Annotated in this window: 13 protein-coding genes; 5 read left to right on the forward strand and 8 right to left on the reverse strand. The window is 75.8% G+C overall.

Annotated features, from left to right (window positions below):
* The first annotated feature begins 4 nt into the window (after nucleotides 1-4).
* Nucleotides 5-418, forward strand: coding sequence for a roadblock/LC7 domain-containing protein (locus tag AB0I41_RS14780; protein ID WP_357106849.1), 414 nt, complete (start codon nucleotides 5-7; stop codon nucleotides 416-418).
* A gap of 490 nt (nucleotides 419-908) precedes the next feature.
* On the opposite strand, the gene AB0I41_RS14785 is transcribed toward AB0I41_RS14780, so the two are convergent.
* Nucleotides 909-1,580 (reverse strand): DUF3159 domain-containing protein, encoded by a 672-nt coding sequence (locus tag AB0I41_RS14785; RefSeq protein WP_357106708.1) that lies wholly within the window; start codon nucleotides 1,578-1,580, stop codon nucleotides 909-911.
* A gap of 83 nt (nucleotides 1,581-1,663) precedes the next feature.
* Between AB0I41_RS14785 and AB0I41_RS14790 the strand changes: the two genes are divergently transcribed.
* Nucleotides 1,664-2,551 (forward strand): phosphatase PAP2 family protein, encoded by an 888-nt coding sequence (locus AB0I41_RS14790; protein ID WP_357106711.1) that lies wholly within the window; start codon nucleotides 1,664-1,666, stop codon nucleotides 2,549-2,551.
* Here the strand turns inward: AB0I41_RS14790 and AB0I41_RS14795 are convergent, their stop codons facing one another.
* The gene (locus tag AB0I41_RS14795) at nucleotides 2,552-3,004 is read right to left on the reverse strand and encodes a YbhB/YbcL family Raf kinase inhibitor-like protein (RefSeq protein WP_357106714.1); all 453 of its coding nucleotides are present in this window, start codon (nucleotides 3,002-3,004) and stop codon (nucleotides 2,552-2,554) included.
* 104 nt (nucleotides 3,005-3,108) lie between these two features.
* Between AB0I41_RS14795 and AB0I41_RS14800 the strand changes: the two genes are divergently transcribed.
* Nucleotides 3,109-3,780 (forward strand): maleylpyruvate isomerase N-terminal domain-containing protein, encoded by a 672-nt coding sequence (locus AB0I41_RS14800; RefSeq protein WP_357106717.1) that lies wholly within the window; start codon nucleotides 3,109-3,111, stop codon nucleotides 3,778-3,780.
* Nucleotides 3,781-3,810: 30 nt separating this feature from the next.
* On the opposite strand, the gene AB0I41_RS14805 is transcribed toward AB0I41_RS14800, so the two are convergent.
* Together AB0I41_RS14805 and AB0I41_RS14810 are read right to left on the reverse strand one after the other, a co-directional pair.
* Nucleotides 3,811-4,674 carry a DUF1028 domain-containing protein gene (locus AB0I41_RS14805; protein ID WP_357106720.1) on the reverse strand — a complete coding sequence of 288 codons (864 nt, stop codon included), beginning with the start codon at nucleotides 4,672-4,674 and terminating at the stop codon, nucleotides 3,811-3,813.
* A gap of 65 nt (nucleotides 4,675-4,739) precedes the next feature.
* Nucleotides 4,740-5,954, reverse strand: coding sequence for a low temperature requirement protein A (locus AB0I41_RS14810; protein ID WP_357106722.1), 1,215 nt, complete (start codon nucleotides 5,952-5,954; stop codon nucleotides 4,740-4,742).
* 141 nt (nucleotides 5,955-6,095) lie between these two features.
* Here AB0I41_RS14810 and AB0I41_RS14815 point away from each other — a divergent pair, with 141 nt between their 5' ends.
* Entirely contained in the window at nucleotides 6,096-7,076 is a 981-nt protein-coding gene (locus AB0I41_RS14815) for an LLM class F420-dependent oxidoreductase (protein WP_357106852.1), read from the forward strand.
* Nucleotides 7,073-7,864, forward strand: coding sequence for an SDR family oxidoreductase (locus AB0I41_RS14820; RefSeq protein ID WP_357106725.1), 792 nt, complete (start codon nucleotides 7,073-7,075; stop codon nucleotides 7,862-7,864). The genes AB0I41_RS14815 and AB0I41_RS14820 overlap by 4 nt, the downstream gene beginning before the upstream one ends.
* 95 nt (nucleotides 7,865-7,959) lie before the next feature.
* On the opposite strand, the gene AB0I41_RS14825 is transcribed toward AB0I41_RS14820, so the two are convergent.
* The 4 genes from AB0I41_RS14825 to AB0I41_RS14840 form a co-directional block, all read right to left on the reverse strand.
* Complete coding sequence (locus AB0I41_RS14825) at nucleotides 7,960-10,350, reverse strand: transglutaminaseTgpA domain-containing protein (RefSeq protein WP_357106855.1); 2,391 nt, start codon at nucleotides 10,348-10,350, stop codon at nucleotides 7,960-7,962.
* Between the two features lie 74 nt (nucleotides 10,351-10,424).
* Nucleotides 10,425-11,573 carry a DUF58 domain-containing protein gene (locus tag AB0I41_RS14830; RefSeq protein ID WP_357106727.1) on the reverse strand — a complete coding sequence of 383 codons (1,149 nt, stop codon included), beginning with the start codon at nucleotides 11,571-11,573 and terminating at the stop codon, nucleotides 10,425-10,427.
* Nucleotides 11,574-11,587: 14 nt separating this feature from the next.
* Nucleotides 11,588-12,586, reverse strand: coding sequence for a MoxR family ATPase (locus AB0I41_RS14835; protein ID WP_357106729.1), 999 nt, complete (start codon nucleotides 12,584-12,586; stop codon nucleotides 11,588-11,590).
* Between the two features lie 33 nt (nucleotides 12,587-12,619).
* On the reverse strand, nucleotides 12,620-15,181 hold the full coding sequence (locus AB0I41_RS14840; protein WP_357106858.1) for a fibronectin type III domain-containing protein: 2,562 nt from the start codon (nucleotides 15,179-15,181) through the stop codon (nucleotides 12,620-12,622).
* Between the last annotated feature and the right edge of the window lie 87 nt (nucleotides 15,182-15,268).

Consider the following 15,268-nt stretch of genomic DNA (forward strand, 5'->3'; position numbering starts at 1 on the left):
GACGTTGAGCCAGGAGGCGCGGGACCTGAGCTGGCTGGTGAACGCGTTCGCGGAGCGGGTGCCGGGGGTGGTCCACGCGGTGGTGGTCTCCTCCGACGGGCTGCTGGTGGCGATCTCGGCGCACCTGCCCCGCGACAACGCCGACAAGCTCGCCGCGGTGACCTCCGGGCTGATGAGCATCACCGCGGGAGCCGCCCAGATGTTCGACGGCGACGTCGTCAAGCAGACGGTCGTCGAGATGGGGCGCGGCTACTTCCTGGTGATGCAGATCCGCGACGGCTCCATCCTGGCCACACTGGCCGGCTCCGACGCCGACATCGGCGTGGTGGGCTACGAGATGGCCCGGCTGGCCAAGCAGGCCGGTGAGATGCTCACCCCGGCGCTCCGCGCCGAGTTGCAGCAGGCGCTGCCCCGCTGACCGACGGCGGCTCGGCCCGTACCGGAGAGTCCGGGCCGAGCCCGTGCGGCCGGGGTGGGGCGGTCCACCGGACCGCCCCGACGCGGTCCGGCGCGGGTGGTTCAGAGACGGCGTTCCACTACCACCGGTTCTGGGCCCGGACCGACGTGGCCAGGCGTACGCCGACTGCGGCAACCTGTTCCCGAACGGCTGAGCTGATCCTCCCGGTCGGGTGTGTGGCGCCATCCACCCGGGGGCCGACCGGGTCCGGGGGAGTGGACCGCCCGGTCGGCGAACGGCCTGTTTCCCACGATCAGGCCGGGGGTGGGTCGACCGGTCGGTCGACGCAGCGGATCGGGAGGCGACCCCGCCACCCGCTGTCCGTGCCGTCGTGGAAAAGCCGCGAAAAAAAGAGGGCGTCGTGGGATCACACGACGCCGCACGACGGAGTACCGTGTTTCTCGGAGAGGCCGCTCCCCCCGTGGCGGCCTCTCCCTTAATTTCTCCCCGGTCAGCTTCCGCCCGGGGTCACCGGGTGCCGCAGCCCCGGGTGGCCGGCCGGCAGCGACCGTCGGATCAGCACCCAGCTCACCGTCAGCGCCGCCACCACCAGCGGCCAGGTCAGCGCCGCCCGGGCCACCGTCAGCGCGACCACCTGACCGCCGAGGTAGAGCGGCAGGAACACGGCCACCCGCAACGCGTACGTCGCCGCCCAGACCCAACTGCCCCGCGAGTACGCCCGCAACAGCGCCCGGTCCCGCCGCCAGCGGCCCCGCTGCCGCAACGCCACCCCGACCACCACCCCCAGCAGCGGCCGGCGCACCACGATGCTGACCACCCAGACCAGCGCGCTGGCCGCGTTGGAGAGGAGCTGCACCAGGAAGAAGTCGGCCGCCCGTCCGGTGTAGAGCGCGATCAACGCGGCGACGCAGACGGCGAGCAGCCCGATCAGCACGGACCTCGGCCGGTCGCCCCGGCGCAGCCGCCACCCGGCCACCGCCGTGCCGGCCAGGACGGCCACCGCCACCCCGCCGGCGACGGACCGCCCGGCCAGCAGCCAGCCGAGGGTGAACGCCACCGGCGGCAGGGTGGCGTCCACCGCGCCACGCCGCCCGCCCAGCAGGTCCGCCAGCGACTCCGGCCGTTCCGCGACCGCCAGCTCCCGTTCCGCCGTACCGCCCACCGTCACCTCCCGAGGTCCGGCCCCAACCTAACCGGGACGCACCGGTGGCCTCGCGAGCGACCTGCCGGGCTTGCCGTTACGGTGTGCGGGTGCGCGCGACGGCAAGGGGTTGGACCGCGGTCTGGTTGGTCGTACTGGCTCTGGCCCAGGCGGCCGCTCTCGTCGTGGTGTGGCGCTTCGCCGTGCACACCGGGACGGGCCAGTGGCTCGACACCGTCGCGTTGACTGGCAACCGGATCGGCCAGGACCGGATCGACGGGCCGGTCGACCGGATCCTCAACGCGATGTCGGTGCTGTCGCTGCTCGCCGCCACGGCGGTGATCGGCTTCATCGCGCTGATCCGCGGACGCAAGGCGCTCGCCGTCGCGGCCACCCTGCTGATCGCCGGCGCGAACGTCAGCACGCAACTGCTCAAGTACACCCTCGCCCGGCCGGCGCTCGGCATCGACCCCGAACGGGACGCCGCCGGCAACAGCCTGCCCAGCGGGCACGCCACCATCGCCGCGTCGGTGGCGCTGGCGCTGATCCTGGTGCTGCCGCCCAGGGTGCGTCCCCTCGGGGCGTTCCTCGGTGTCGCGTACGCCGCCAGCGCCGGCGTGGCCACCCTCTCCGCCGGCTGGCACCGGCCCAGCGACGCCGTGGCGGCGTTCCTGGTGGTCGGGGTCTGGGCCGCGCTGGCCGGGCTGCTCCTGCTGGTCTTCCAGCGGGAGCGGGCGAAGGTCTCCGCCGAGGACGCGCACCGGGTCGCCGCCGCCGTGCTCGGGCTGGGCGGGCTGGCGGCCGTCCTCGCCTCCGGGCTGGCCCTGTCCTGGCTGCTCGGCCAGCAGCAGGTGGCGGTCGACGAGCTGAGCCGCCGCCCGCTCTTCATCGGGTACGCGGGCAGCGCCGCCGGCATCGCCGGCACGATGGGCGTGGTGGCCGCGCTGGTGCTGCTCTCCGTGCACCGCCTGGTGCCCCGCTACCAGGGCTGATCAGCGCCGGTACGTCCCGACCATGGTGCCGCTGGCCAGTTCCCGGCCGGCCAGCGCCGCGTGCACGTCGGCGGCCTGCGGCGCGTCGCCGAGGTCGAGCGGGCGCTGCAACGCGTACAGCCGGAAGAAGTAGCGGTGCGCCTCGTCGCCCTGCGGCGGGTGCGGCCCGCCCCACCCGGTGCCACCGAAGCCGTTGGGCCACTCCCGGCCGCCGTCGGGGACCATGCCCTCGTCGACCCCGCCCGAGGTCGGGGAGATCCCGGTGACCAGCCAGTGCAGGAACGGACTCCGCCCGGCGTCCGGGTCCTCGACCAGCAGCAGCAGCTCGGTCGCCGACTCCGGCACGTCGGACCACTGCAACGGCGGTGAGGCGTTCCCGCCGTCCCGCGAGAACCGCCCCGGCAGCTGGTCGTGGTCGTTGAACGCGGTGCTGCGCAGCATGATGCCGGCCATTCGTCGCCCGCCCCCTCTCGTCGGCCCGGCGCGTACCCGCGACCGGCGAGCCGAAACCGGCGTGCGAGGGTACGACTGCGACGACGGCGGGGAGGATCGGGCCGGTGGAGACGGTACGGACGGCGTTCCGGGACGAGTGCGCCCGGCTGGACGGGGTCCTGCGCACCCTGACCGAGGCGGACCTGGACCGCCCCACCCCCTGCCCGCCCTGGGCGGTACGGGACCTCGTCGCCCACGTCAGCACCGGCGCGGGCCGCCTGGTCGACATGCTCGCCGCGCCGGCCCCACCCGGGGCGGAGGTGGACGCCGCGGGCTACTTCGGCGCGGCGAAGTTCACCCCGGAGGTCGACGCCGCGCGGGTGGACAGCGCCCGCCGGGAGGCCCGTCGACCGGCCGACGTGGCGGCGACGGCGGCGGCCTTCACCGCCGCCTGGCAGGGCACCGACTCCGCCGTCGCGGCCCAGCCCGTCGACCGGGTGGTGCGTACCCGGCACGGCGACGCGATGACCCTGCCCGATTTCCTGGTCACCCGGGTGGTCGAGGTCGGCGTGCACGGCCTGGACCTGGCCCGCGCGTTGGACCGGCGGCCGTGGCTGACCCCGACCGCCGCCCGCGTGGTCGCCGACCTGCTGACCGGCGGCCGTCCCGTCCCGGCGCGGCTCGGCTGGGACCCGGTCACCCTGATCCGCAAGACCACCGGGCGGCTGCCGCTCACCGAGGCGGAACGGGCCGAGGTGGCGGCGTCCGGCTTCCGCTGGCTCACCTTCGGCAGCTGACCGGGTGCGGGTGAAGCGGCGGGCGGTGGGTCAGGTCGCGGTGCGGGGAGCGGGGACGTGCGCGACGCCGGCGCGCAGGTGGGCCAGGACGATCGGGTCGATCCGGCCGGGCACCAGCCGCTCCTCCAGGTTCTCCACACCGGCCCAGGAGGCGAGCGCGTCGTCCAGCCCCGCCCCGCCGACCGGGTGCCCGACGGCGCCGAGCAGGGCGGCGACCTCCTCGGCGAGCGGGCCGGTGAGGTCCAGTAGGGTGGCCGGGTCGGGCTTGCCGAAGAGCAGCGTGTGGATGTCCAGCAGCCGGCCCAGCTCGGCGACCGGGTCGGGGTGGTCGTCCACCCGCAGGTCGACCAGGGTGTCGCCGGTGCCCGCGTACCCACCGTGGCGCTGCACCACCAGGATGCCGGCGCTCTGCCGACCGCGCCGGTCGCCGCCGGCCTCGTCGCCGGCGCGCAGCGCGGCGAGCAGCCGCTGCGGGAACGGCAGCGCCGCCCCGCCCAGCCAGGCGTCGCGCAGCGCGTCGATGACGTGCGGCCCGGCGAGGATGTTGCCCTGGGCCGCCCAGCCCTCGCCGGCCTGCCCGCCGGCCCAGTCGTGGCAGCGCGGGCCCGTCCAGGTGGCGCCGTCGCCGGTCCCGCCGACCACGCCGAGCTGGCGGTCGTCCCGGCCCGGGTCGGCGGCCACCAGGCCGGCCACCACGTCGGCGGCGGCGACACCGCTGCGCAGCAGGGCCAGCCCCTGCGGCCGGTAGGCGAGGTTGACGTGCGCCTGGGTGGCGAGCGCGCCCACCTCCGCCTCGGCGGCCGGCACCAGCGCGCCGGCGGCGAGGAACTTGCTGGCCACCACGACGCCGTGCAGGCGACCGTCGGCGGACCGGGCGACGAGGGAAAAGGTCACCCGTGGAGGTTAGCGCCGAGCGGCGACCCCGGGGAGCCCCGACACCGCGTCGGCCGCCGGGCCGGTCAGAGCGGCGGCGACGCCTCCTCCGGGGGCTTGCCCCGGGCGCGGCGCGCGTCGGCCACCGCCACCCCGGCCAGCACCACCGACGCCAGCGTCGCGATGACCAGCGGCGCGGTGTGCAGCAGCACCGGCACCAGCGCCAGCAGGACCCCGCTGGCGACCCAGCGCGACGGCGACACCCGGCCGAAGACCTCGTACTCGAACCGGGCCCGGCCGAGCAGGAAGACCAGCGGACCGCCCAGGATCAGCGCCACCCAGGCCGCCTCGGGATGGCGCAGCGGATGCTCCACGGTCAGCTGGTACCCGATCGCGGTCGCCACCAGCCCCACCACCATGACCAGGTGGGTGTCCGCCGCGGAGCGGCCGGTGCTCGCCGGATGGCGGGACTTCGTCACCGCCTCGGCCAGGATCTGCCCGGCCCGCTGCACGTAGATCCGCCAGAGCAGCACCGAGGTCATGATCGACACCGCGAACGCGGCGGTCCGCGCCGGCTCGAACCCGCCGCCGCTGTACGCCAGCCCGCTGACCAGGATCGTCTCGCCCAGCGCGACCAGGAAGAACTGCTGGTACCGCTCGGCCAGGTGCTCCGCGGCGACCCGCCAGCGGCTGACCGTGGACCGGCCCAGCCCGGGCACCGGCCAGCCGAACCGGGCCGCGAGGTACTCCAGGACGAGCGCCAGCGCCCAGACCGCCACCCGGGCGTTGGTCGGCAGCAGCGCGCCGGTCAACCACAGCACCCCAGTCGCGCAGAGGACGATCAGCATTCGCAGTTGCAGGCGCCGGTCCCGGTGCCTCCCTAACGCCAGCAGCAGGATGCCCGGCCGGGACACCTGCGCCACCACGTACGCCAGCGCGAACGCCAGCCCGGTCTGGGTGAACGCCCGGGGGATCGCCACCCCCATCACCAGGCTGCTCACCAGCGCCGTGATCACGATGACCTGGAGCCAGCCGCGGTGCGGGTCGTAGCGGCTGGTCGCCCAGGCGGTGCCCTGCCAGACCGCCCAGAGCGCGAGGACCAGCAGCAGCGTCTTGCCGCCCCCGGTCACCGGGGACCAGCCCTCGCTGCCGCCCGGCTCCAGGGCGAGGTCCTCGAACGCGCGGAACGAGATCCGGGTCAGCGCGAAGACGTACATCAGGTCGAAGAAGAGCTCGAGGAACGTCGCCCGCTGCGGGTCGTCGGCCGCCGGCAGCGGAGGCCCCTCGCCGCCGCCCGTCATGATCGTCGATGTCCGTCGCGCCAGCTCACCAGGCGTTCGTAACATCTGCGCCGCCCCGACCGGTGGGCAAACGCCCGATCCCGGCTCTTGTTCCCCGACGGGGGAGCGGGCACGATCGACCGGATGACGAACCGATGGGGCATGACGGTGCCGTTGGGCGGTATCCCGCTCGCCGACCACGCCGCGGTCTACGCGGCCCTCGACCGGGCCGGTTTCACCGACGTCTGGTCGTCGGAGGTCAACGGCGCCGACGCGTTCACTCCGCTCGCCCTCGCTGCGGCCTGGCAGCCGCGGCTGCGCCTCGGCACCGCGATCACCCCGGTCTTCACCCGGGGGCCCGGGCTGCTGGCGATGAGCGCCGCCGCGCTCGCGGAGGCCGCCCCGGGCCGCTTCGCGCTGGGCATCGGCGCCTCCTCGCCGGTGCTGGTCAACGACTGGAACGCCGTCCCGTTCACCGAGCCGTTCCGGCGTACCCGGGACGTGCTGCGCTTCCTCAAGGCGGCGCTGCGCGGGGAGACCGTGGACGGGGCGTTCGACACCTTCGCCGTCCGCCGGTTCAGCCTGGAACGCCCGCCGGCGGTGCCGCCGTCGGTGCTGCTGGCGGCGCTGCGCCCGGGGATGCTCCGGCTGGCCGCCGCGGAGGCCGACGGGGTGATCCTCAACTGGCTCGCCGCCGACGACGTGCCGAGGGCCCTCGCCGAGTTGGGCGGGCGTGGCGCCGGCTTCGAGGTCGTCGCCCGGATCTTCGTCTGCCCCACCGAGGACGCCGGCTACGCCCGCACCCTCGGCCGGCGGCTGATCACCAGCTACCTGACCGTGCCGGCGTACGCCGAGTTCCACCGCTGGCTGGGCCGGGAGAGCGCGCTCGGCCCGATGTGGGCGGCCTGGGCCGCCGGGGATCGGCGCGGCGCCGGCGCGGCCGTGCCCGACGAGGTGGTCGACGCGCTGGTGCTGCACGGCTCGCCCGAGCACTGCCGTGACCAGGTGCGTCGCTACGCCGAGGCGGGGGTGGACGTGCCGGTGCTCGCGCTGCTGCCCACCCCGGAGCTGGCCTCCGGCGGCGCCGCCGCGCTGGGCGACATGGTCGCCCGGCTGGGCCTGAACGGGCCGGATCGGGCGTGAACCTGACCGACCGGGTGGCGGTGATCACCGGAGCGGCGGGCGGGATCGGGTCCGCGCTGGCCCGCCGGTTCGCCGCCGAGGGCGCGGCGGCGCTCGTGCTGGCCGACCTGGACGCCACCGCCACCGGCGCGGTGGCCGAGGGCGTCGGCCCGGTCGCCCGGGCCGTCGCCGTGGACGTCACCGACGAGGACCAGGTCCGTGAGCTGGTCGCCGACACCGAGCGACGGTACGGCCGGATCGACCTGTTCTGCGCCAACGCGGGCGTGGCCACCGGCGGGGGCGTCGACGCGGACGACGCGGACTGGGACCGGTCCTGGCGGGTCAACGTGTTGTCCCACGTGTACGCGGCCCGCGCGGTGCTGCCGGCGATGCTGGCCCGGGGCGAGGGCTACCTGCTGCATACCTGTTCGGCGGCGGGGGTGCTGACCGCGGTGGGGGACGCCCCGTACACCGCCACCAAACACGCCGCGGTCGGGCTGGCCGAGTGGCTGGCGATCACCTACCGCGACCAGGGTGTCCGGGTCAGCGCGCTCTGCCCGCAGGGGGTGGACACGCCGATGCTCGCCGACGGGCTGGCCGACGGTCACCTGGGCGCCCGGGTGATCGCCGCCTCCGGCGCGGTGCTCACCCCCGACCAGGTCGCCGACGCGGCCGTCGCCGGGCTGGCCGAGGAGCGTTTCCTCATCCTGCCGCACCCCGAGGTCGCCGGTTACGCACTGCGCCGCGCCCAGGATCCCGACGGCTGGCAGGCCGGCCTCCGCAAACTGGTCCGCCGCCTGCGCGCCTGACCCGCGCTCGCCCCCTTCCCGCCGCTCCGCCCGGTGATCAAGAGGTTCGCGTCTCAGCGGCCCGAAATCACGGCGGGCGGCCGGGCGGGGCGGGGTCAGGGGCGCCAGCGGAGGGGGCCGGGGTGGACCGACCAGAGCAGGCGGCGCCACCAGGGGCGGGCGGCGCGTAGGGCGGCCACGTACTCCTCGGCGATTGCCGCCGCCCGGTCGGCCTGGGCCGGGGTCGCCGTGCCCGGGGCGAAGGCCACCTGGTTGAGCAGGGTGGCCAACTCGTCCACGTCGGGCCCGTCCACTGTGGCCGCGCGAGGCGGAGCCGTCAGGGCCGGGCCGTACGGCGCCGACCCGCCGCCGTCGGGCACGCCGGCTCCCAGGCCGACGTTCGCGCCCCGCGGGGCGGGCCCCGTCGGCTCGCCAAGCCCTCCGGGCCCCGCCGGTCGGGCGTTTGCGCCGGCCCCGGCGGTCGGGCCGCCGGCCGTCGTGGCGCGGGCGTCGGCCAGTGCCTGCCGGGCGCGCAGGGCCACCTCGGTGGCGGCCAGGTCGCCGCCGACCGGCCGACCGGCCAGCCGCAGCGCGTCGGTGACCTCCCGCCAGGCGCCGGCGATCCGCTCGCCGGGGTCACCCCGTTCCCGTCGTGCCCGGGACTGTGCCCGGCGCATCCCGGCCAGCGTGGCCAGCGCCGCTCCGACCAGCAGCAGCAGGCCGGCGACTGCCCCGCCGACCAGCACCGGCGTCGGCACGCCGGCACCATCGGCGGGCCGGTCGGGTGCGGCCACCGCCGGCGGAGTCGCGGTCGGTTCCAGGGTCGGCTCGGGCACCTCCGACGGGGGCGGGTCGTCCGGCGTCGGCCGGAAGTCCTCCTCCACCGGGCGGGGCTCGGCGTCCGGCCGGGGCAGCGGGTCGAACGGCACCCAGCCCACGCCCGAGAAGAGCACCTCCGGCCAGGCGAACGCGTCGGCGGCCCGGACCGGCCCGTCGCCGCGCGAGGAGAAGCCCACCACCACCCGGGTCGGCAGGCCGGTCAGCCGGCCCAGCACCGCGAACGCCGCCGCGAACTGCTCCGACGTGCCGCGCTGCCCGCCGCCGCCGCGCGGTCCGAAGAGGAAGAAGTTCAGATTCGGGTAGGCGTGCCCGCTCGGCGCGTCCGCCACCACCCGGTAGTGCTCGGCGAGGAACTGCTCGATCGCGGCGGCCCGGGCGTACGGGGCGCCGTTGTCCTCGGCGAGTTGGGTGGCGAGCCGGCGCAGCGGCTCCGGCGTCCCGTCGGCGACCCGCAGCACCCGCGCCACCTCCTCGCCGGCCGGCACGTCGGCGGTGGCGAGCAGGTTCACGTCCGGCCGTTCCCGGGCCGAGGTGACCGTGTAGCGCAGTCCCGGGCTCAGCCCCTCCGGGCGGATCAGCGTTCCGCTCGCCGGGTCGTACGCCACCCGCGCGCCGGTCACCTCGCGCGGGGTGGCCACCGCCGGCAGCAGCCGCCCGGTCAGGTCGGCCACCGTGATCTCCTGCCGCACGGTCTCCACCGGCCCGGCCCCCGGCTGCGCGGCGGGCAGGATCCGCCCGGCGTTGCGGTAGGTCGCCCCGACCCGCCAGGTCACCCCGTCGTAGTCGCTGAGCACCGCCAGCCGGATTCGGCTCTCCGCCCCGGCCGGCGCCTGGGTACGCACGTCCAGCAGCTTCTGCTCGGGGTTGAGGGCCCAGCCGGAGATCCGGATCAGCGGGTTCTCGTCCAGCGACTCCACCCGCGGCGGCTCCACGTAGCGGCGCGGGTCCACCGGCCGCTCGTCGACCCGGGCGGCCAGCAGCGGCCCGAGCAGGGCGGCCAGCCCCACCACCACCGCCAGGCCGAGCGCGGTGCCCGCCACCAGCCGGGCCCGCACGGCCGCTCGGACCGACGGGGCCAGCCCGGCGGTCGGATCGGCGGCCTCGGGCGCGCCCCGCGGGCCGGACGAGGCCAGCCCCAGCGCGACCGCGCCGGCGAAGGCCACCGACGGCCAGGTCGCCGGGTCCGCGTTCGGCCCCACCACGTAGAGCGCGCCGGCGTACAGCAGCGCCGGCGGCAGGAAGCCGAGCAGCGTGCGGCCGGCGCGCAGCGCCACCTCGGCCCCGGTCAGCCCGGCCAGCCAGGCCGCCACCAGAGGCACCAGCACGGTGTCCGGCGCCGGCTCGACCGGGATCATCGCGGTGAGCAGCCGGGGGATGCCGTTGCGGGCCGCGTCGGCGACGATCGGCCCGAAGTCGCCCGTCAGGTCGGCGTGCCGGGCGGCCAGGTGCAGCGAGAAGGCCGTCCAGCCGGCCATCGCGGCCACCGACACCGGCGCCACCAGCCAGGAGGGCAGCCGCCGGGCGGCCACGCTGACCAGCACCGAGCCGAGTGCCGCGCCGAGCATCAGCCGGGTCAGCAGGTCGCCCGCGTACACCCGGCCGAGCACCACTCCGGCCAGCGCGGTCAGCACGACCAGCGCGAACGGCACCGGCACCGCGCGCAGCACCCGCCGCGCCGTCGCGCCGCGACCGTCGCCCCGCGGCGCGGCCGGGCCGGGGACGGTCGGGCGGGCCTGCGTCGTCACCACCGGCGGACCCCGTCCCACTCGGCGGCGAACCCGGCGCCGTCGGCCACGTCCAGCACCACCGGGCCGGCCGCGGCGGCCGGCGTCGGCCCGTCCGCGCCGAAGACCGCCACCACCACCGACGGGTACGCCCCGCGCAGCGCGCCCAGCTGGCTCAGGTCCCCCCGCCCGCCCGGACCGGTGAGGAAGACCAGGGTGTCGCCGGCCCGGTCGTGGCGCAGCCGGCTCGCCGAGGTGCGCAACGTCCCGGCGTCGCCGTCGGTCAGCTCGACCGCGGCCAGCCGGTCCAGCGGCGGATCGCCGGCCCGGTCCTCGCCGGGCGCCACCAGCAGCAGCGCCACCGGCAGGTCCGCCCGGACGGCGGCGGTGACCACCGAGGCGGCCGCCTCGCAGGCGGACTCGAAGGACTCGGCGACCCCGTCCACCCGCTGCGGGTGGGTGGCGGACCGGTTGTCGAGCAGCACCACGATCCGGGGCAGGCTGGTGTCCACGTTCTCCCGCACCATCAGCTCGCCGACCCGGGCGCTGGTACGCCAGTGCACCCGGCGCAGCTCGTCGCCGACCACGTACTCGCGCAGCGAGTCGAAGGTGATCGACCCGTGCGGGACGCCGTCCAGCCGGCCGTCCAGACTGCGCCCCGCGCCGGTGGGCACCGCGGTCAGCGGGTGGATCCGCGGGTGCACCCAGACCGGCACCGTCCCCCCGTACGGGCGGGAGAGCGCCACCAGCCCCAGCGGGTCGCGCCGGGTGACCCGCAGCGGCCCGACCGGCACCACGCCCCGGCGGCGGGTCGGTACCTCGTACCGGACCGTGGTGTCCCGCCCGGGACGCAGTTGCAGCACCGGCACGGGCACCGTCGAGGGGCCGCAGCGGTCCTCGGCCAGCAGGTTCGCCGCCCGCAGCCGCCCGGTGTTGCGGACCGTGACCGTCATGTGGGCCGGCTCGCCCCGGGCCACCCGATCCGGGTCGGCGCTGCGGGTGACCTGCAGCCGGGGTCGCCAGGCCGCGGTCGCCACGGCGTAGCCGACCGCCACCGCGGCAGCCGCGCCGAGCAGCGCCAACTCCGGGTACGCGAAGCGGAAACCGGCGCCGAGCAGCAGCACGGCGGCGCCGAGCAGCCCGACCCCCCGGGCGGTGATTCCCATCGGCGTACGGCCGGTCAGCTGTGCGCCGGGGCCGGCTGGCCCGACGGCAGCGGCACCGGCACCGACCCGACCGCCTGGCGCAGCACCTCGGCGGCGGTCACCCCGCGCACCTGCGCGTCCGGGGTGAGCAGCAGCCGGTGCGCGAAGACCGGCTCGGTGAGCGTCTTCAGGTCCTCCGGCATGATCCAGCCCCGGCCGTCGATCAGCGCGTACGCGCACGCCGCGCGGGTCAGCGCGATCACGCCCCGGGGGCTGACTCCGACCCGTACCTGCGGGTGGTTGCGGGTCGCGGCGGCCAGCCGGACCGCGTACGCGTAGAGCGGCTCGGCGATGTGCACCCGGCGGGCCATCCGGACCATCTCCCCGACGGTGGCGGTGTCGGTGACCGCGCTGAGCTGGTCGGGGGAGCGGACCGTCGCCCCACGCAGCACCTCCACCTCGACCGACTCGTCCGGGTAGCCCACCGAGAGCTTCACCAGGAAGCGGTCCAGCTGCGCCTCCGGCAACCGGTAGGTGCCGTCCATCTCGACCGGGTTCTGCGTGGCCACCACCAGGAACGGCTGCGGCACCGGGTGCCGGACGCCGTCCACGGTGACGGTGCGCTCCTCCATCACCTCCAGTAACGCCGACTGGGTTTTCGGTGAGGCCCGGTTGATCTCGTCGGCGATGACGATGTTGGCGAAGACCGGGCCCGGGTGGAACTCGAAACCCCGGGTGGCCTGGTTGAAGATGGTCACCCCGGAGACGTCCGAGGGGAGCAGGTCCGGGGTGAACTGGATGCGGCGCCACTCACCCTTGACCGTCACGGCGATCGCCCGGGCCAGGGTGGTCTTGCCGACCCCGGGTACGTCCTCCAGCAGGACGTGCCCCTGCGCGAAGAGCGCGGTCAGCGCCAGCCGGACCACCTGCGGTTTGCCCAGCACGACCGCGTTGACGTTCTCCGCCAGCCGGGCGGCGAGGGCGGCGAAGCCCTGCACCTCCGGCTGGGTGAGCGGTTCGTGGCTGCTGTTCACGGTGGTGGTGCTCCTCGGCTGGGTGGTGCGGCGTCAGCAGGTGGGCAGGACGTTGATGTTGTCGCCGCCCTCCAGGTTGAGCCAGGCCCACGGGATGTAGTTCCGTCCGGAGTACTCGACCTGCACCCACCAGGTGCTGCGCTTGTTGTTGTTGTAGATGTAGGCGTACACCTCTTCGCCCTGCTTCTTGCAGTACGCCTTGAGTCGGGTGCCCGGCTTGGCCCAGCCCACCTGCTTGTTGTTGTCCTGCCGGGGCACCGAGAAGACCTCGTTGCCGTTGCGGCCGTCCACCTCCTTGTCGCAGTAGCTCGCCTCCGGCCCGGATGCGCCGTTGTTGCAGGTGGCGATGCCGTACAGCGGGTCGGTGGTCTGCGCCCGGTCGGCGGTGCCCTTGCCGGCCGCGTTGCTCGCCGTGACCGTGAACGTGTACGCCGTACCCGGCGTCAGACCGGGCATCGTGATGCTGGAACAGGGACCCGGCTTCGCCGTCTCGCCGGCGGTGCTCAACATGCAGGTCGCCTGCCCGCCGCCCGCGTCGACCGTGAAGGTGACGGTCGCCGAGGTGGCGGTGGCCGACGAACCGGTCACGGTCACCCGGGGCGGCGCGACCGTCCGGGCGGTGGTGGTGGCCTCCGGGCCGGGGCCGGCCTCGTTGACCGCCTTCACCTTGACCGTGACGTTCTGCCCGTCACCCAGCCCACCCACGGTGGTCTGCGTGTCGGTCACCTCGCTGACCCGGCCCGCGACGTCGACCAGGTACTTCGTCACCGGGCGGCCGTTGTCGAGCGCCGGCGACCACCGCACCGCGATCGTGCCCGGCTGGTCGGCGACCGTGGTCGCCCGCAGTCCGACCGGCTGCCCGGGCGGCGCGAACGGCACCACCGTGTTGCTCACCGGCGAGGCCGCCGAGCCGGCGCCCTTGTCGTTGACGGACACCACGGTGAAGGCGTACTGGGTGCCGTACTCCAGTTCACCGGCCGGCACCACCAGCTCGGTCTTGGTCGACTCGCCGGCCGGGGCGTTCGTGCCGGCCGAGGTCGCGGTCACCGCGTACTTCGCGATGGTGTTGCCCTGGCCGTTGGCGGCCGGCCACCTCACCAGCACCGTCCCGTCCGGCCGGGCCTCCGCGGTCACGCTCGCCGGCGGGTCCGGCACGGCCGCGGTCGGCGTGACCGGGTTGCTCTTCCGCGCCGGGCCGTCGCCCTTGGCGTTCACCGCGTGCACCGAGAAGGTGTACGTCTCGCCGTTGGTCAGGCCGGTGATCTCCACCGCCCGCTGGTTGGCGCCCACCTCGTGCCTCCGGCCGGCGCCCTCCACGACGTACCTGGTGATCTCGGCGCCGTTCGCGGCCGCCGGCTTCCAGGTCACCCGGGCCTGCGCGTTGCCGGCGGACGCGGTGACGCTGCGCGGCGCGCTCGGCTTGCCCACCTTCGGCTTCTTCGGCGGGGGCGGCGGCGGGGGGACCGGCGGCGGGTCGCCGCCGAGTACGTCGTTGGCGTACTTGTTGACCTCGCGCACCTGGTGCTTGTCGTCGACCACCCGCGCCGTCGACGAGTCGGGCGCGTTGATGAACAGGCGGTTCTCCCGCACGTCGAGCTCCAGCGGGCCGGTCATCCCCTTGCCCCGGATGGTGTCGACGAGCTGGCCGGCGCCGTCGAAGGCGTAGACGGTCCCGCTGGCCTCGTCCGCGCAGTAGAACCGGCCGGCCCAGGCGACCGCCGCGCTGAGCCGGTCACCGGTGCCCGGAACGGTGAACTGCCGTACCTCGCTGCCGCCGGCGACGACATGCACCCGCCGCTCGCCGCCCACCGTCACCGGTACGGCCGGGCCGCTGGTGCGGGCCGGCAGGGTGCCCGCGGACGACATGGTCAGCGGGGCGCGCAGGGTCTCGCCGGCGTGGACGGTGACCAGCGACACCGAGGTGCGGTCCAGCACCGCCACGCCGTCGTCCAGGGTGGACACCACCAGCTCGTGGCTCGGTTCCGCCACGGTGTACGTCTCGACCCGCTCCGGGCTGAGGTTGCCGGCCGAGGCGGGGGCGGCGGGCAGCTCCGCCGCGGTGACCGCCGAGACGGTGCCCTCGCTCGGGATCGCGATCCAGAGGCGGCCCTTGCCGTCGAACGCGCCGCCGGTGATGCCCGGCGGGTAGCGCACCGGCTCGCCCACCGGGGTGAGCGACCGCGGGTCGAGCTGCCGGACGATGCCCTGCACGGCGTCGACGACGAACGCCGCGTCCTCGTGCAGCGCGACGTTGACGCCGAGACCGGGGGTGGTCCGGGTGGTCGCGGTGATCTGCAGGGTGGCCAGGTCCAGCGAGCTGACCTGGCCGGTGTTCAGGTCGCGCAGGATCAGCAGCCGGTCGGTCTGGGTGACCTGCATCGGGTGCCGACGAGCGCCGGGAATCTCCATCCGGGTGTCGACCCGCGCGGTGACGCCGTTGACCCGGGCCATCTCGCTGCGCGCCGCGCTCCACAACCAGCTGCTGGCGTCGTAGTCGGCCACCGCGTTGTCGGCGGCGCCCAGCCCGAGCACCGTCAGCCCCATCGCCGCCAGCAGCGCGCCCACCGTGCCGATGGTGACCAGCCCGCCGCGCATCCGGGAGCGGCGTGGCGGTGCGCCGGTGTCGGTCACGGTGCTCGCGGCGTCGTCGATGGTGGACACGTCCGGCTGCCTCCCCGTCTG

The organism is Micromonospora sp. NPDC050200, assembly GCF_040656135.1.
In the GTDB taxonomy this organism is placed as follows: domain Bacteria; phylum Actinomycetota; class Actinomycetes; order Mycobacteriales; family Micromonosporaceae; genus Micromonospora.